Genomic DNA, 17,145 nt, shown 5'->3' on the forward strand with positions numbered 1-17,145 from the left:
ATTTATATGATTTCTGCATTTTCTGCTGCTCCTTCAAATTCTGTATTTTTTGTAAACGTAATTTTTATTCTTAATCCGTTTTCATTTTTCATATCATACTCACCATCAATTTGGTCGGTTAACCCCATCATTAAGTTCATACCGAGTGAATTTCTTTCGGTATCATCAAAATTCTCAGGAAGACCAACACCATCATCTGCAATAATAAGCTGATAATTACTTGCTCCTGTATTTTTAAGTTCAATGCTTACATTTCCTTTTTTACCAGATGGGAAAGCATATTTGATAGCATTATTAATAGCTTCATTTATAATTAATCCTAACGGAACTGCTTGTCCTACATCGAGATACACTTTTTCTGTATCCAGTACAAATTTGATTTGATTATCCGTATCAAAACATTCTCTCATATAACTTATCAGCTCATAAATGTACCACGACATATCAATATTCGCCAGATTATCAGACTGATATAGTTTTTGATGAATCAAAGACATGGCGTGCATTCTGTGCTGACTGTTTTGAATTGCTGTTAAAGCATCTTCATTGTCAAGATAGGCAGATTGCGTGTTTAACAAACTAATGACAATCTGAAGATTATTCTTAACACGATGGTGAATTTCTTTTAAAAGCCATTCTTTTTCAATCAGCATTTTCTTGTTCAATTCGTTTTGCTCGTCAATCTTTTGTCTTTTAATTTCGAGCTGTTCGTTTGACTTTTTCTTCAATCTGAATCGATTGTATAAAAGCAGAATAAAGAGTACTAAAATGATAACACTTGCAATAAATAAATACCTGATGATTACATCATTATTGATTGTTATTTCCTGCAGCTTTGCCTGTTGTTTCAGCAAGTCAATATTTTTATCCTTTTTCTCGCTTTCAAATTCTATTTGTAAACTGTTAATCTGCTTACTTTTTTCTCCTTTAAAAACAGAATCCGAAAGGCTCTTATAAAGTTGATAATGTTTGATGGCATCCAAATAATTTCCTCTTGATGAATCAGCTTTAAACCAAATAAGATAACTTTCTGCTCTAATTAAATTATTGCCAGCACCAGCTGCAAGAGCATCCAGATGTTTTATCGTTCTGTAGAAATCATCAAACTTTTTGATTTGATAATGATACGAGGCAAAACTTCTTAGAATAGCAATGCTGTTTCCGTTTCGATCTGCATTTTCACCATAATAATCGGCTAGTTTTTTATAATAAATTGTTGCTGTTGCATTGTTTTGCAATATTCTGTAAATATTAAACAACAGGTAATTCTCTTTCATTTGCCTTTCAATGTTAGAGGTCGGAAATTTTACCTGCATTTCCTTTATGAGCTTAAGCGCATCTTTTTCTTTACGTTGACGGATAAGAAGAGAACAAAGGTTTTCACCAATCGTTCTCACATATTCTGTATCCTTGTAATACTTTGCAATTTCGATTGCTTTATACCAATATTTTTCAGCATCATCATTTTGACGCAAATAGTAATAAACCAATCCTACGTGATTGTAAATAGAACTTAACTGCAAAGAATTATCATTGACTGCCAATGCCGTTTTTTCTGCCAGAAGCGCATATTTCAAAGATTCAGGATAATTTCCTTTTTGTGTATTTACTTCTGATAAAAGATTGTAAACACCTTGTAATTTTTGATATTTTATCGCTTTGTAGAGCGCTAGAGATTCCTTCAAATGAGTTTCTGCTTTTTCTACACTTTCGTTAATGCTGTATAATTCACCAAGTTCTTTTAGTGTATTCGCTTGTTTCTCTTTAGCCCCAGCTTTTTTAAAGAACTGTATTGCCAATTCTTTGTATTTTGCCTTTTCCTCAATAGGAGCTTCATGTAAGGAACGTTCGGCGTAACTTTCAGCAAGCAACTCCAGCATGTTATTGCTTTTGGAATAGGAAATAGCTTCGTTGGCTTTTTTTACCGCATTTAGGGTATCATTTTTCTCCCGATAAATTTTTGCCTCAAGAAGCATTGCTTTTGCTATTCCGGGTTTGTATTTTAAACTTTCACTTAATTGTCTTGCCTGCTTGCTCAGCGTTGCAGCTTCATCAAGATCGGTTTTAAATTCACCTACTTTATTGAGATAAAAACTGCTTAAGCGTAAAAGTAATTCGGCTTTATCCGAATTACTTTTAGCTCCTGCAATGGTTATTTTTAGTTGATTTGGATCTTCTGTTAACTGCGCATAGCTCTGTATGTTTCCCATCAATAAAATGGTAAACATAAACAGTATGTATAGGCTGTTTCTGTTGGTTTTTGCGGTATTATAATTCATTTTTTAAAGGTAATCTATTATAAGAAATCTGCAAATCCATATCCTGTTTTGTCTAGTTTTTTCTATGGTACAAATAGCAGATGATCATCGCTAATCCTGGTAAAACTAAAGTGCCCAGTCCAAAAAACTTTCCGGCAACGGCTCCTAAAAAACAACCAATAAGAAACCCAATAATGGTAACCAATTGTTTTTTAAAGCTTAAAAGAGATTCCACATCTTTGATACCGTTTTTTATCAGACTTCCTAAATCAAGTGAAGCCTGCGTAACATTTCCGGTCATCATCGTAGTAGGTCCATGCGTTTCTTTACTATACAGTTTACCAAAAGCATTTTGAAGTCCCATTGCAAAAACGGTTGTCATAGCAATAGTATACATGGTCCATTCTGAAAAAATATTCAAATAATTAAGAACATACACCACAAAACCACTCAGAAACAGAATAGTACCTTCCCAAAATAAAATTGTGTAGCGGTTGGTACTTCTGAGAGCAATTCTTCCTCCAGTAATTACAGCGAATATAAAGATGGGAAAGGTTAATAATTTTATCCAAGCATGTACATCAGAACCTTTGATGATCTGATAGGCAAACACAATAAAGTTGCCCGTAACGTGTGCGGAGAAAATAGAATCAGCAGCAACAAAAGTTACGGTGTCGCAATATCCGGCTATGATAGTAAGCAATAGGGTTACGTACCCAATGTTTTTTTGTACTTCCATAATTTAAATAAGGTTTAAAAGGTAATAATCCAGCGAGTATTTTCCTGCTCCAAGTGCCAGAATAAGTGATAAGGACAAGGTATACATAAAGGGAACATCACGTACTTCTAGTGCATCTTTTCTATGAACCACAAAATAACCTACGGCTGTTACCGCTATTGTTGGGAGTACAGCAAGTCGGGTACCCAATCCCAGAATAATAAAAAAGGGTATAACCGTATCTGAAAAGGAGGCTACAAAGCCGTTTAATTTTTCAGGTAAATGAAGCGGATTAGGAACTTGTTCTTTTTGTCCGTTTTCTAATCTAAACTTTTTAAGTCCGTGCACTCTAAACAGCTGAAATGCAAATAGAAATCTAAACAGCAAAAAAGCTGCATTGTTAAAGGACGATCCTAAATCAGAATAAAGGATTTGTTTTATAATTTCAATCATTGTTTTAAGTTTTAAAAAGCAAAGCAAGAACAGCCAAGTGCTCCCCAAAATGCATTATAATTATTTACCGGTACATTGCTCATTCTGGCGACATCATGGCTGTGTGCATGAACATCGCAGCTTCCGCTACAACTGTGAATCTGAGAAGTAAGCGCTGGTTTTGCCGTTGCTTTAGCATTTTTTTCGATATCATGCTGCAACGTACTTTTGGCAGGATAACCGTTGTAAATATTAGTTGGCGACCAATCCGGTAAAATTGGAATGTGTGGCGGTGAAAAAGAGGAGAAGTCACCATTGGCGTACACAATTTTTCCATCAACAATAGTCATATCAGCTTCTATTTTTTTGATGTCTTCATCTTCAACCGTAAAATAATCGCGATCCAGCACTACTAAATCAGCAAACATTCCTGTTTTGATATCGCCTTTTTTTGCCTGTTCCTGAGAGAACCAAGCGCTTCCTCGGGTGTAGAGTTCTAAAGCTGTCGTTCTGTTTAATCTCGTTTCATTGTACAATTGTAAACCTCCAATAGTTTTACCCACAGTCATCCAATACATAGAAACCCACGGATTGTAACTGCTTACTCTGGTAGCATCAGAACCGGCACCAACCGGAACTTCCATTTCAAGCATTTTTTTAATTGGAGGTGTATTTTCGGCTGCTTTGGCACCGTAGCGATCTGTAAAATATTCACCCTGATATGCCATTCTGCTTTGTATGGCAATTCCACCGCCTAAAGCTTTTACACGTTCAATATTGCGTTCGTCGATTGTTTCAGCATGATCGAATATCCACGGTAAACCGTTAAACGGAATCTCCTGATTTATTTTTTCAAAAACATTCAGAAATCTTGTAATACTTTCATTATAAGTAGCATGAAGTCTAAAAGGCCAGCGATTTTCTACTAAAAGGCGTACCACTTTTTCCAGTTCAGCTTCCATAGTTTCAGGAAGATCAGGTCTTGGCTGCAGGAAATCCTCAAAATCTGCCGCAGAAAATACCAACATTTCGCCCGCACCATTGTGGCGGTACATATCGTCTCCCTGATACAATTTTACGGTATCAATCCAATCTTCAAAATCTTCGAATTCGTGTTTTGGTTTTTGAGTAAAAAGGTTGTACGCAATTCTAACGGTTAACTGTTTCTTTTCGTTCAATTCATTAACCACTTTGTAATCGTCCGGGAAATTCTGAAAACCACCTCCGGCATCAATCACGCTTGTGATTCCAAAACGATTCAGTTCTTTCATAAAATGACGTGTCGAATTGATCTGATGTTCATACGAAAGAGTAGGACCTTTTGCTAAAGTCGAGTACAAAATCATGGCATTTGGTGTTGCAATAATAAGTCCGGTTGGTTCTCCTCTAGCATCTCTTTCGATATGACCACCAGGAGGAGCAGGCGTATTTTTGTTATAACCAACCGCTTTTAAAGCTGCTCTGTTCATAATCGCTCTGTCGTATAAATGCAGGATAAAAACAGGCGTTTCCGGTGCTATGGCATTTATTTCTTCCAGAGTTGGCATTCTGCGTTCTGCAAACTGAAACTCAGACCAGCCTCCAACAACACGAACCCATTGCGGATTTGGCGTACGGTCAACTTGTTCCTTTAACATGCGGAGTGCATCTGCCAGAGAAGGAACACCATCCCAGCGCAATTCTAAATTGTAGTTTAAACCACCACGAATTAAATGAATGTGCGAATCGTTGATTCCCGGTACTACTCGTTTGTTTTGAAGGTCAATTATCTTAGTTGCTTCATTGGCGAATTCCATTACATTGCTGTCACTTCCAACAGCAATAAATTTTCCGTCTTTGATCGCTACAGCGGTAACATCTGGTGTTTCGCTATTAAAGCTGTATATTTTTCCGTTGAATAAAATTAAATCTGCTTTCATAATTAATTAGCATTTAGCTTGTTGATTGCTGTTTTTATTCCTTCACCCGCTGTAGTGTAAAAAGCAGGTCCTGCAAGCAGAATTATTTTCGTTAATGGTTTATGATCCGATAACTTTTGTTGTTTTAGGTACGTTTGTGTTCTGTACGCTTCAAAAGATCCCAAAACGACATTCGTCGCCACTAAAGCTGTTGGCGAATCGATTCCGGCATCTTTAATATCACTTGCAAAAGAAAAATTGCTCACTCCTAAACGTAAAGCCTCGCGCATGGCAACACTTCCTACGCTCACCATCATTTCGGGCGTAAAGCTATTGCGATCGCCTAAACCAATAAGCAATAGTTTTTTTGCTGCCAGTGTACCTTTTGGCGGTGTAATCAATAAAGTTTCGAGTGCGTGACCTGTAAATTTTCCGCTTTTGCGTAATTCGGTAATACTACCTTTTAAAGCCTCGTCAAGATGTACCATTCCGTTTAGGTTAGCGGGAAGGGCAGGAGGATTAAAAATATCCCCTTCTGTATATTCGAATACACAGGCAACTTGCAATTCTGCTTCGGCTGCAGATGGTCCCTGAACCAATCCGTTTACAGCAACGCCGTCTACTTTACCCCAAGTTACGGTAGAACCAATAGCAGCTGTTTGTGCCAAAGCAGTATTGCCTGTTACACCTGAAAATAAAACACTGATAAGAAGACTTAGAACACCGGTTCTAAGTTTGTATTTTTTTAAAATTAATAGATTGTTCATTGTTTTGAATTTAGTAGGTTAAAATTTGAATGCGAGTCTTGCATTAAAGAAAATACCGTCTTGGGCATTTGGAATAATATCGTTGATAAAAGCTCCTGTTTTGAAATATTGTATGCCGCTTACGACTGCTATATGTTTGTTGACGCTGTATGTAAAATTAGCTAAATAAGCTGTTCCAATATACCGCTGATCTGATGTGTTTCCGGGACGATTTAATACGCCGCTTGGTCTGTATACACCATCCTGAATTGAATATCTCCAATTAAAAACAACATCAACCTGCATCTTTAATTCCGGAAGTAAATCCATAGTGGCATAAGGATGAATGTCGATTAGATTTACTGGACCTACCTGCGGACTAAAACCAAAGTAGCCTCCTTTTGGATAAAGCGGATTAAAAGTCTGAAGATTTCCGTCGCCTTTGCTTTTGTCTCCTGAAATATAATCATTTCGAAGGTTTATCGTAGGTTTGAATTTGATGTCTTCAAAGGAATAACCTAAGTCAATAGAACCCGTCCAGGCATTGATATTACCGGAACCAAAACTTCCAAATTGATATGCTGCTTCCAGATTATAAATAAAACCGCCACCGTATTTCCAAAGTCTTGTTCCAATTGTATGTCTTTTTTCAGTAGCAGTTCCTTCTTCAAAAACAGATTCGTCTCTTTTGATTCCCAAGTAATAAAGATCGAGATTTCCTGCCTTTGGAAATATTATTTTAGAGTAAGTCCCCCATAAATTTAGCTGCTCTGTCATTTTATTGTCAAATATGCCAGGATTGGTAATATCCGCAATCATTGCAAAACCATCAATCGAGAATCGGGCAGAGGAGTACATTATTTTTCCTCCTGTAAAATAAAGTCTTGCATTTGGACCTTCTCTTACAGAAATTAAGCGTCCTGAGCCATAATCTAATTCCTGTCTTCCGGCACGAACAAGAAGTTTTTTATCTTCTTTCTGCCATAAATTTACATCCAAAAAGAGATTTTGAACATTGAGCTGATCTTCATCAATTCCTCTTGGACCGTTAATTCTGCCATCCTGAAGCGCACTTCTAAGCTGTGCAAAGACCCTGAATTTTTTGTTTAAATGAATATCAGCATGAAGGGCATAACGTTGTAATAAGAAATTATTACGGCCAATATTGAGTCTGCCCCAATCTTCATTGTTGAAATCGACATATTCATATCGGGCTTCTCCACCAAAGGACACATAAAAATCTTTATCATCGTTTAATGGAATGAATTTTAAATTTCCGTAAAAGTTTCGAGTAGAGTCTTTTAGAAATTCATAATTTTCGTCATAACGCAAAAGCTTAAAACTTTGTGCCTGTGCTATGCAGCTTGCAAAAAGTAAAAGAATTAGGGTTTGAACCTTTTTTGATATGGATTTTGTTGATTCCAACATAATGAAGCGTAAGAGATTTGTATTAAATTTAGATGCTATTAGTGTTTTAGCATATTATGTGCATAGTGAATTCCTAAACCATAAGAACCACCGTGTTTTTTCATTAAATTGGTTACCGGAACATACGTTTCTTCACGTGCCCAGTCTCTTTGAAGTTCTAATAAATATTGAATAGAAGTAATAGGTCTTGCACCCACTTGTATCATTCTTTGGACAGCACGCTCATGTGCTTCGTCGCTTACATCGCCGCAGGCATCTGTGATTACGTATACTTCATAACCTTCTTCGATTGCTGATAAAGTTGGTCCCACGATGCAAACTCCTGTCCATAATCCTGCGAAAACCAGTTTTTGTTTGTTTTTACCTGTTATAGCTTTGTAGGCTGCTTCATCTTCCCAGGTATTCATTGTAGTACGATCAATATATCCTGAAGTTGCGATTGGGTAATATTCTTCGATTTCCGGAAAAACAGGACCTGCAAAACTTTCTTCGGCAACGGTTGTAACAACTGTTGGTACATTGAAAATTTTTGATGCGCCACAAATAATAGCGACATTATTACGCAATTCGCTTAATGGAATACTAGTTGTAGCAAATGCCATTTGTCCTTCAAAATCAATTAGCACTAAAGCATGATTTTCTGGTGATAATAAGTTTACTGATGGTTTCATAATAATTTATTTTAAAATTACTATTAGGTAAGCCAATCAAGTGCCATTTTTTTAAATCATTATAAACAAAGGGTTTGTGTTTTTTTAATGAGTTTTTTGATTACGATATATCGTAAAATTATTAAATCAACTATTCGTATTTGGTGTTTTTATTGTTTTTTGAATAAAAAAAAAGCCGCAAGATTGAACTGGCGGCATTCATTATTAAGAATTTGAGTGTGTATTTTTTATTGTATTTTTTGAAGATGTTTTACGACTTCACTCATTTCAAACTTTAAAGTTTTTATTTTATCTACCGTTTTTGCACTAAAGGAACCGGTTTTGGCTTCTTCCTCGATACGTGACATATAATCACTGGTATTTTTGAGCATAAATATGTTGAGACTCGATTTCATATTATGCGCTACTTTTCGTGCTGTATCGTGGTCGTTGATAATGAGTGCTTCTTCCAGTTGCGCTACCTGACTTGGAATTTTTTCTATAAAAAGATTAATAATATCCTGCTTAAAAGAAGGATCATCATTAGATAGTTCGTCTATAAAAGTCAGATCGATATCCTTTTTAATTTTTTTGCTTATTACCGTTTTTATAGCTTCTAAAAGTACTTCTTGTTTAAAAGGTTTTGGAACATAACCATCCATTCCTGCATCATAACAATGTTCCTGTTCGCTTACAAGGGAATGTGCGGTCATAGCAATAATTGGAATAGTAGAATTCATTTCGGTTCTAATGTATTGCGTTGTTTGATAGCCATCTTTAACAGGCATCTGCAAATCCATTAAAATAAGATCGTAAGTATTTTGAGCTAAAAAATCGATTCCAATTGAACCATTTTCAGCAATGTCTAATTCAAAACCGAAATTGGTAACGACTTGTTTAATCAATTTTTGATTTAGAAGATTGTCTTCGCAAAGTAATATTTTCAGTTTACCAAGATTTTCTTTTGGAACTGTCTGAGTTAAAATATCAGTAAGATTTGTTTTCTTGTAATTAAGAACAAAGAAAAATTCTGAACCTAATTCTTTTTCACTTTTCACATGAATTTCGGTACCATGCAGCTCAATTAATTGTTTTACAATGTTAAGACCAAGACCAGTTCCGCCAAATCGTCGCGTAATACTATCTTCTGCTTGTGTAAAACGTTCGAATATCGTTTTTAATTTGTTTTCAGGAATTCCGATACCGGTATCTTTTACTGAGAACTGAATGGAATATTGGCTTTCTGTTTCGGCTACTATTTTTGCAGAAATCGTCACTTCACCTTCTTCTGTAAACTTAAGTGCATTTCCTGTAAGATTAACCAATATCTGATTTAATCTTCCGGGATCACCAATTACAATTTCAGGTAAATCAGCATCTAAAAAAAGATTGAATTCAATATTTTTGGTAGCCTTAACCTTTAGTAAATTGTAAATGTGTTTTAAAGTATTTTTTACATTAAAAGGCTGTTCATGAATGGTTACATGACCCGATTCAATTTTAGAAAGGTCGAGAATATCATTTACCAATATCAAAAGGTTATTACCTGCTTTTTGTACACTATCAATATAATCGTGCTGCAGACTAGTTAGTTCCGTTTGCGCCAGCAAGTCTGTAAAACCAATAATCGCGTTAAGAGGTGTTCTGATATCGTGACTCATATTGGCTAAAAAATTATCTTTTGTTAGCACAGCATGTTCTGCAATTTTTTTCTGAGCGTCGAGTTCAATGTTTTTTGTACGCAGTTCTAAAAGGTTTATTACGTGTTTTGCAACAATAGAAAGCGCATTGCGCTGCTCATCATTAAGTTCTCTTGATACATGATCTATTGCACAAATGGTTCCTATATTGAAACCATCGGGTGTAGTAAGCGGAATACCGGCATAAAATCTAATTTTCAAACCGCCAATAACATTGGGATCATTCTTAAACCTATCGTTTAGATAGGTATCAGGAATCTCGACCAATTTACTGTCTAAAATAGTATATTGACAAAAACTAATTTCTCTGGGAACGACTGAGGTACCTAAGCCAATTTCAGATTTAATCCATTGTCTGGTTTCATCTATGAATGAAATATGTGCAATTGGAACACCACAGATATAGGAAACTAGCTTTGTGGCATCATCGAAAGTATTCTCGGGGAGCGTATCGAGGATATTGTATCGTTTTAACGCAGTTAGACGATCTTGTTCGTGGGATGATATAAGTTGTTCTTTGTAATTCATAGTAACAGTAGGAACTGCAAAAATAAGAATAAAAAAGTGAAGATGAACGCTAAGGCGGTTTAAGTGGTTAAAAACAAATATGTTGTAGGAAATAGAAGGCGTGTTTTTAATTATGAGTTATGAATTATGAATTGTTAATTGTGAGTTGTGAATCGTGAACTATGAATTGTGTTCTTTGAATTGTGTTATATTGTTTGTGTATGCTTTGGGTAATCTATGAAATTATTTTTTTGCATTTTGCTACGCTTAGAAATGCGAAAACTCCTTTAAATAAAGGAGTTTCTACATTTTTTATTTTAATGACAAATGTTTTATTTAGGCAGTTTTGAAAGAAAAAGTAAAATATCTGCGCCAATTTCTTTGTAATGTGTTTCTAATGCAAAATGCCCTGTTTCATAAAATTTTACTGTTGCATTTGGGTTATCACGTTTATATGCTTTGGCACCTTCAGGTAAAAAATAAGGATCGCGACTACCCCAAACGGCTAATGTCATTGGTTTTTTAGTTCTAAAATAAGCTTGAAATTGAGGATACATTTCGACATTGGTTTTATAATCTTTTAATAGATCTAATTGTATTTCAATATTTCCGGGACGATCCAGAAAATGCTGATCTAGAAGATAAGCTTCGGGAGCAATAAGAGATGGATCAGAAGTACCTTCGTGGTATTGAAAGAAAGTGGCTTCTTTGGATACGAAGTCTTTAAGTGCATTTCTGTTGGCTTGCGATGGATCTTTCCAATATTTTTGAATAGGATTCCATCCAGTGCTTAGTCCTTCTTCGTACGCATTTCCATTTTGAGAAATAATACCTGTAATCTTTTCCGGATTGGCTAGAGCAAGTCTGTAGCCTGTTGGCGCTCCATAATCAAATACATAAAGAGCAAATCGTTTCATTTTAAGCTGATCGATAAATCCCTGCATAATATGAGCTAAGTGGTCAAAAGTATATTGAAATTTATCGTGCTCAGGTGCATCTGAGAAACCAAATCCGGGAAGGTCTGGTGCGATTACATGGTACTTTTTACTTAGAATTGGAATAAGATTTCTGTACATGTGGGAAGAGGTTGGATAGCCGTGCAGTAATAAAATTGTTGGAGCATTTTTATCTCCTGCTTCACGGTAAAATATATTGAGGTCATGTAATTTTACATTTTTGTAATGTGTTGCTTCAATATCTGATTTTTCAATTTTAGAAGTTGCAATAGACTTCATTTGTGCGTTTGTAGTTGCTCCTGTAATCATAAGTACTGCTGATAAGGTTTTAATTATATTTTTCATAGTATCAATTGTTTAATACAAATTTACTTTCTATATTTGATATTAAAAAACGATATATAGTGATCTTATTAATCACTAATAATGATGATATGAATAGCAACGACCTTAAAATATTTGAAGCTGCCGCAACGCTGGGTAGCTTTACAAAAGCTGCAGAAGCTACTTTTACTGTACAATCGAATGTTACGGCGCGAATAAAAAATCTTGAAGAAGAATTTGGTGCTGAACTTTTTAAAAGGGTATCTCGAAAGGTAGTGCTTACTGAAGCAGGATATACACTTTTACAATATGCTAAAAAAATAGGCAGCTTACTGGACGATGCAAAAAGCGATATTCAGAGTGTTGATAAAATAGGAGGTACGATCCGTATAGGATGTATTGAAACGACAATGGCGCTTAAAGTGCCGGAAATTATTAAAACTTTTGCGGAGCTTTATCCGCTTGTTGAATTAGAATTTCATTCTGCTGTACTTCCAACACTAATTCGCGATGTTATCGACTATAAACTTGACGCTGCTTTTGTTGCTGCTCCAATAAATATTCCGGGATTAGAACAACTTATTGTTCGGGATGAACAATTGGTTGTAATCGCTGCGAAAGATGGCGACGATCTCGAAACGATCCTGAAACAAGATCCTTTAAAAATAGTAGTATTTGGACAAGGCTGTTTTTTTAGGGCAAGATTAGAAACATGGCTAGGATCAAAAGGGATACTTCGTTATAAAAGTACGATTGTTAATTCTATTGAAGGAATTATAAATTTTGTTGAAGCAGGATTAGGTATAAGTATACTTCCGGCCGAAGTAGTCAATTTATATTATCAAAACAGAAATATAAAAACATTTCCCGTTAGCAAAGAACTCGCGACAATGACAACTTTATTAATCTATAGAAATGATGATCTGCCTTCTAAAGCCCTAAATGCGTTCTTAAATCAATATAAGTCTTAAAGTCGAAAGTGAAAAGTCGAAAGATGTAGTATGTAGAATGTAAAATGTAGAATGTAAAATGTAAAATGTAAAATGTAAAAGAAGCTTAACCCACAAATGACTGCTCACCAATCACAATTCACAATTCACAACTTACAATTTAGAAATTCGTCCGCGGGGCTCATCACCTTCGTGAAGTACGATTTCTGAGTGCAGGAAATTAGCGGCGTCAGCTGAATCTTTAACTTTAACAGCGCTTCGGGTTAACATTTCTGCTTCAAATTCGTTTAGGATGCTGTTACGTACTCCAGTAGTTTTCCAATCAGGATTTGAGCGGACATTTTTTACGATTGTACGTGCAAGTGTAAGTGCATCAAGAAGCGCCTGATTTGCACCTTGTCCCTTAAATGGACTCATGGGATGCGCGGCGTCTCCAATAAGCGTTGTCTGATTTCCTTTTTGAAGTAATTCGGAGCTAAGTAATTCGCGATCGTAGACAGGATAACCGGAAATCTGAGCTTCCTGGGTTGCCATCATAATCTGCGGAATAGGATCATGCCATTGTGTTCTTCGGATTGCTTCTTCTTTGAGTGCCTTTATTCCCTGTGCACCTAAAGTCTTAGCTTCTTCTTCGGACATAGGAAAACTAAGTTGCCACATTACAGAATCTGCTGTATAAGGCATAATGTAAATTCTTTCATTACCATTAGCAGTTTGAAATACCGTAGCAGAATCTAATAAAGGACTATCAAGACCTTCGATTGCGCTCAATGGACAAATTCCTAAAATGACAATACAGTCTAAGTAACGCAAAGGCGTTTTTTCTTCACCAATAAGCAATCGTCGTACTGAACTTCGAATACCATCAGCTCCCACGAGAATATCAGCTTTTGTAGTTTTAGTTGCTCCGTTTGCCTGAAAAGTAAGCGTTACACCTTCTTTAGATTCCTGAAAATCTATCAATTGATGTCCCCAATGTACAGCATCGTTATTACCGAGTTGTTCCAGTAGTGCTAAACGCAACGATTGTCTGGCGATGTGTATGTTGGAGCGTTTTGGAGAGGTTTTTTCAATATTCTGAACCCATTTTCTAATTCCCCATTCGCCAATTACTTTACCGTCTGTTGTATGTACAAGATGTCGTGTAGAAATTACTCCGTCTTTTAAATAAAAAATACCAAAACCTTCAATCGCTTTGCTGGCTTGTTGCAGAGTGAGTCCATAACCTTGCGATCGGGCTTCGAAGCTGTCGTCACGTTCATAAAGGCTAAAGGGAATTTTACGGTGCAAACAAGCTATTGCCAATGCAACACCACCAATACCACCACCAATAATCGCGACATGAGGAAAATTCTCTGTATCAGCCAGAGGATAAATATCAGAAGGGACTAAACCTGATCCGGAACATTTTGAGCAAATATATAAGTGACCTTTTGGAAGAGTGGGAGCTGTTCCTTCCGTTTTATTTTTTTCAAATTGATCGAGTTCAAGTTCGTATTGACGTTTTGCTTTGTTGCTCAGTCCACGACTTTTTTTGCCACGACCTTGACAATCTTTGCACATGATCCAGCTTACGGCATCATTTTGTGTCTTTTTGACTTCCTCTTTCACTTTTTAATCTCTGAAATTATGCTAAAAAAAATTCTCCATCGAAACGGACTTGTGCAAAATTAAGTAAAAATACCCTGAATATTTTGGTAGAAACAATATTGATTGGTAGCGTCTATAAATAAAAAAATTGCGCGAAGTCAAGTGTATTCGCGCAAATTTTAGTAGAAATTTTTCAAAAGAATGTGAAGACTTTATTTTTTCTCTTCGTTTGTCATTTTATCATCAAAATCAGGTTCTTCACCTTTAAATTTTTGAGTGTTTACATCGTAATTTTCATCATTTGTCAACACTTCATCATGATCTTTGTATTGATGCTTTCTCGTGTCGCTTCGATTGTCAAAACCATTTTTCGAATCGGTTCTCGGAGTTTGATTATTCGTTTTCATAATGTGTAAATTTTAATTTTTATAAAATTACTTGAATAACAGCACTTAAGCTTATACAATCCAATGTAAAAGTTATAAAATATCACTTTTACATTAAGAGGAAAGACAAACTATTTTTTCAAATTGTCCGTGATGACTAATGGAAACTGGCTTTTGCCAATTGAATGAGGAAGACAAAAATGGTATCCCATTAGAATCTTTAACAACTTCTTTTCTTTCAATTTCAATCACATTATTCAATTCATTTTCATTGATAACAGCTATAGTATGAATAAAATTTTTGGTAACAATGGCTCTAGTGTGATAAATATTTTTATCACATGTAACGTTACCAGATACAAATAGATCATTTTGCTGTCTGATATTACAGATCAGTTTTTGAGGTATAAACGCTCTTATTTTGGTTTCTCTGTTGTAAATTTTATAAGCAGCTTCTTTCATGCTCCAAAGCAGCCAGACCATAATTTCGGGTTGCTCATTATTTTTAATAAGCAATTGTTCTTCAACCGTAAAGAGTTTTTCGATAAAACCTTTCCGCTGCCAGTTACTTTCAAGTCGTGACTGTTGGAGATCAATTATATCATTGCCAATCATTCGATACTTATTTTGAAGCAAGTTTAGTTTCAATAATTTCGACAGCACTTTTTACATCGAGCATGCGTTCCATTTCTGGGTTGTCTATTACAATATCAAAAGCTTCTTCAATATCCAATATGATATCTACCAGATTCGCTGAATTGATATTCAGGTCATTAATAAAATCGGTTTCTTCTGTAAGGTTGTCATACGCATCCGTATTGGTTGTGTATGGTTTAATGATTGTTTTTAGCTTAGCTATAAGTTCGTCTTTGTTCATGATAATGTTGGGGTTTATTGTTGGAACTTTTTAAAAATGACACAAGCATTCACATCACCAAAACCAAAACTTGCTTTGGCAATAATAGTAGGACTTGTTTCGATTGTTTTTAATGGAATTCTGGAAGGATCAATATGAGTTACAATTTCGGGATGAAGATCGTCACAATTCGTATTACCGAAAATAAAATTTTCATGAAGCTGCAATACGCTTGCAACACTTTCGATACTTCCGGCAGCACTAAGGCAATGTCCGGTTAATGACTTTAAAGAGTTGATATACGGAAAGTCAGCACCATGTCGGCCTAAAGCCTTTGCCCAATTTTCGATTTCCAGACCATCTTTTGTAGTTGCAGTAAGATGACCGTTTATAGCGTCGACATCATTTGCAGTTATAGCAGAAACACCTAATGCGGTTGTGATGCATCGTTGCACTGCCGTACTGTTGGGTGCGGTCATGCTTCCGTTTCCTCTTTGTCCACCAGAGTTTACGTTGCCACCCAGAATTTCGGCATAAATAATTGCACCACGTTCTAAGGCGGTTTCTAAATCTTCGATGACTAAAGCTCCCGCACCGCTTCCGGGTACAAACCCCGCAGCAGAAGCACTCATCGGACGTGAACCTTGCTCAGGATTTTCATTGTATTTGGAACTGCAAACCCGCAACGCATCAAATCCTGCCCATATATAAGGTCCGCTATCTCCGGTACTTCCTGCCAGAATACGTTTTGCCTGACCGGATTGTATGCGATCGTAAGCCATTATAATAGCTTCTGTTCCCGTAGAACATGCCGAAGAATTGGTTGTAACAATATTTCCCAGACCTAATTTGCCACCCAAATAAGCGCTTATACCACTGTTCATGGTTTGTGCTACAACGGTACTGCCAAGTCTGCGGGTTTGTAAATCGTCTATTTTATAAATGCTTTCGCGAAATTTATCGATTCCCGAAGTTCCGGAACCAAAGATAGTTCCGCTATCCCAATCCGGTTCAGGATTGTTTTCTACAGCTAATCCTGCATTTTTCCAAGCTTCTATACCCGCTATAACGCCGTATAGAATTCCGGTACTATTAAAACCACGCAGTTCTAATTCTGTAAAATATTGCGAAATTAGCGCATCAGAAATTTGAGGTTTTCCCGCTATTTGACAAGAAAACTGAAGTTCTTTTAATTGTGTATCGTGACGTATACCAGAGATTCCGTTTTTTATCGCATGAGTAAATGCTGGAATTCCAACCCCGTTAGGAGCAACAACACCGAGACCTGTTATGACCACACGCTTTTTCATAGCTTTGTTGTAATCATACCGGCAACAATGCCTTTACAGACTTCTTGTCCCGCTTCGTTTTTCATTACTACATCGCATTTGAGTTTTCCAAATCTGAAAAATGTTTTTTGTGACGTTACTGTTACTTTTTCGTTAGGATAAACTGGTTTTAGAAATTGCATATCAGCAGAAGTAAACGCTACGACAGTTTCTTTTTGTAAATCGTTGCCCACTAAATAAATGCCCAGACAAACCATTCCGATTTGAGCCATTGTTTCTGTTAAAATGACACCGGGTGTAACCGGATTATTTTTGAAATGTCCTTTGTAAAAATCAAGGTCTTCTCTAAAAGTATACGTTCCTGTAATACCATTTTCGTCAGCTTGAAGTATTTCATCTACAAACAAAAAAGGCTCGCTGTAAGGAAGTTTTGCTATAATATCTTTAAAATCCATAG

16 protein-coding genes are annotated in these 17,145 nt (G+C 36.0%); 1 reads left to right on the plus strand and 15 read right to left on the minus strand.

Annotated features, from left to right (window positions below; genetic code table 11):
* Positions 1 to 2: 2 nt before the first annotated feature.
* The 9 genes from B0A66_RS13135 to B0A66_RS13175 form a co-directional block, all read right to left on the minus strand.
* Complete coding sequence (locus B0A66_RS13135) at positions 3 to 2,279, minus strand: tetratricopeptide repeat-containing sensor histidine kinase (RefSeq protein ID WP_089050306.1); 2,277 nt, start codon at positions 2,277 to 2,279, stop codon at positions 3 to 5.
* Positions 2,280 to 2,331: 52 nt separating this feature from the next.
* Entirely contained in the window at positions 2,332 to 2,997 is a 666-nt protein-coding gene (locus B0A66_RS13140) for a YoaK family protein (RefSeq protein WP_089050307.1), read from the minus strand.
* Positions 2,998 to 3,000: 3 nt separating this feature from the next.
* Positions 3,001 to 3,429, minus strand: coding sequence for a DoxX family protein (locus B0A66_RS13145; RefSeq protein WP_089050308.1), 429 nt, complete (start codon positions 3,427 to 3,429; stop codon positions 3,001 to 3,003).
* 11 nt (positions 3,430 to 3,440) lie between these two features.
* Entirely contained in the window at positions 3,441 to 5,327 is a 1,887-nt protein-coding gene (locus tag B0A66_RS13150; RefSeq protein WP_089050309.1) for an amidohydrolase, read from the minus strand.
* 2 nt (positions 5,328 to 5,329) lie between these two features.
* Positions 5,330 to 6,073: a M17 family peptidase N-terminal domain-containing protein gene (locus tag B0A66_RS13155; protein WP_089050310.1), complete on the minus strand. Its 744-nt coding sequence runs from the start codon at positions 6,071 to 6,073 to the stop codon at positions 5,330 to 5,332.
* 18 nt (positions 6,074 to 6,091) lie between these two features.
* Positions 6,092 to 7,480: an alginate export family protein gene (locus B0A66_RS13160; RefSeq protein ID WP_089050311.1), complete on the minus strand. Its 1,389-nt coding sequence runs from the start codon at positions 7,478 to 7,480 to the stop codon at positions 6,092 to 6,094.
* Between the two features lie 38 nt (positions 7,481 to 7,518).
* On the minus strand, positions 7,519 to 8,151 hold the full coding sequence (locus B0A66_RS13165; RefSeq protein ID WP_089050312.1) for a hydrolase: 633 nt from the start codon (positions 8,149 to 8,151) through the stop codon (positions 7,519 to 7,521).
* Between the two features lie 227 nt (positions 8,152 to 8,378).
* Positions 8,379 to 10,358 (minus strand): GAF domain-containing hybrid sensor histidine kinase/response regulator, encoded by a 1,980-nt coding sequence (locus B0A66_RS13170; RefSeq protein ID WP_089050313.1) that lies wholly within the window; start codon positions 10,356 to 10,358, stop codon positions 8,379 to 8,381.
* A gap of 311 nt (positions 10,359 to 10,669) precedes the next feature.
* On the minus strand, positions 10,670 to 11,638 hold the full coding sequence (locus tag B0A66_RS13175) for an alpha/beta fold hydrolase (protein WP_089050314.1): 969 nt from the start codon (positions 11,636 to 11,638) through the stop codon (positions 10,670 to 10,672).
* A 59-nt stretch (positions 11,639 to 11,697) separates the two neighbouring features.
* On the opposite strand from B0A66_RS13175, the gene B0A66_RS13180 reads away from it, so the two are divergent.
* On the plus strand, positions 11,698 to 12,588 hold the full coding sequence (locus tag B0A66_RS13180; RefSeq protein ID WP_244283478.1) for a LysR family transcriptional regulator: 891 nt from the start codon (positions 11,698 to 11,700) through the stop codon (positions 12,586 to 12,588).
* 132 nt (positions 12,589 to 12,720) lie between these two features.
* Here B0A66_RS13180 and B0A66_RS13185 read toward each other — a convergent pair whose 3' ends face one another.
* From B0A66_RS13185 to B0A66_RS13210, 6 genes are all read right to left on the minus strand, one after another.
* Positions 12,721 to 14,130 (minus strand): FAD-dependent oxidoreductase, encoded by a 1,410-nt coding sequence (locus B0A66_RS13185; protein ID WP_089050439.1) that lies wholly within the window; start codon positions 14,128 to 14,130, stop codon positions 12,721 to 12,723.
* A gap of 239 nt (positions 14,131 to 14,369) precedes the next feature.
* Positions 14,370 to 14,564 (minus strand): hypothetical protein, encoded by a 195-nt coding sequence (locus B0A66_RS13190; RefSeq protein WP_089050316.1) that lies wholly within the window; start codon positions 14,562 to 14,564, stop codon positions 14,370 to 14,372.
* A gap of 93 nt (positions 14,565 to 14,657) precedes the next feature.
* A complete protein-coding gene (locus B0A66_RS13195; RefSeq protein WP_089050317.1) occupies positions 14,658 to 15,158 on the minus strand; it encodes a 4'-phosphopantetheinyl transferase superfamily protein in 501 nt (166 codons plus the stop codon).
* Positions 15,159 to 15,165: 7 nt separating this feature from the next.
* The gene (locus B0A66_RS13200) at positions 15,166 to 15,420 is read right to left on the minus strand and encodes an acyl carrier protein (protein WP_089050318.1); all 255 of its coding nucleotides are present in this window, start codon (positions 15,418 to 15,420) and stop codon (positions 15,166 to 15,168) included.
* 14 nt (positions 15,421 to 15,434) lie between these two features.
* Positions 15,435 to 16,709, minus strand: coding sequence for a beta-ketoacyl-[acyl-carrier-protein] synthase family protein (locus B0A66_RS13205; protein ID WP_089050319.1), 1,275 nt, complete (start codon positions 16,707 to 16,709; stop codon positions 15,435 to 15,437).
* On the minus strand, positions 16,706 to 17,143 hold the full coding sequence (locus B0A66_RS13210; RefSeq protein WP_089050320.1) for a 3-hydroxyacyl-ACP dehydratase FabZ family protein: 438 nt from the start codon (positions 17,141 to 17,143) through the stop codon (positions 16,706 to 16,708). The genes B0A66_RS13205 and B0A66_RS13210 overlap by 4 nt, the downstream gene beginning before the upstream one ends.
* Positions 17,144 to 17,145: the final 2 nt, after the last annotated feature.

The organism is Flavobacterium hercynium, assembly GCF_002217285.1.
GTDB lineage: Bacteria > Bacteroidota > Bacteroidia > Flavobacteriales > Flavobacteriaceae > Flavobacterium > Flavobacterium hercynium.

Coding starts and splice junctions, on each gene's coding strand:
- B0A66_RS13210 (WP_089050320.1), bottom strand. CDS start 17,143: ATGGATTTTAAAGATATTATAGCAAAACTTCCTTACAGCGAGCCTTTT.
- B0A66_RS13160 (WP_089050311.1), bottom strand. CDS start 7,480: ATGTTGGAATCAACAAAATCCATATCAAAAAAGGTTCAAACCCTAATT.
- B0A66_RS13195 (WP_089050317.1), bottom strand. CDS start 15,158: ATGATTGGCAATGATATAATTGATCTCCAACAGTCACGACTTGAAAGT.
- B0A66_RS13190 (WP_089050316.1), bottom strand. CDS start 14,564: ATGAAAACGAATAATCAAACTCCGAGAACCGATTCGAAAAATGGTTTT.
- B0A66_RS13185 (WP_089050439.1), bottom strand. CDS start 14,130: ATGTGCAAAGATTGTCAAGGTCGTGGCAAAAAAAGTCGTGGACTGAGC.
- B0A66_RS13205 (WP_089050319.1), bottom strand. CDS start 16,709: ATGAAAAAGCGTGTGGTCATAACAGGTCTCGGTGTTGTTGCTCCTAAC.
- B0A66_RS13170 (WP_089050313.1), bottom strand. CDS start 10,358: ATGAATTACAAAGAACAACTTATATCATCCCACGAACAAGATCGTCTA.
- B0A66_RS13165 (WP_089050312.1), bottom strand. CDS start 8,151: ATGAAACCATCAGTAAACTTATTATCACCAGAAAATCATGCTTTAGTG.
- B0A66_RS13155 (WP_089050310.1), bottom strand. CDS start 6,073: ATGAACAATCTATTAATTTTAAAAAAATACAAACTTAGAACCGGTGTT.
- B0A66_RS13135 (WP_089050306.1), bottom strand. CDS start 2,279: ATGAATTATAATACCGCAAAAACCAACAGAAACAGCCTATACATACTG.
- B0A66_RS13200 (WP_089050318.1), bottom strand. CDS start 15,420: ATGAACAAAGACGAACTTATAGCTAAGCTAAAAACAATCATTAAACCA.
- B0A66_RS13145 (WP_089050308.1), bottom strand. CDS start 3,429: ATGATTGAAATTATAAAACAAATCCTTTATTCTGATTTAGGATCGTCC.
- B0A66_RS13150 (WP_089050309.1), bottom strand. CDS start 5,327: ATGAAAGCAGATTTAATTTTATTCAACGGAAAAATATACAGCTTTAAT.
- B0A66_RS13140 (WP_089050307.1), bottom strand. CDS start 2,997: ATGGAAGTACAAAAAAACATTGGGTACGTAACCCTATTGCTTACTATC.
- B0A66_RS13175 (WP_089050314.1), bottom strand. CDS start 11,638: ATGAAAAATATAATTAAAACCTTATCAGCAGTACTTATGATTACAGGA.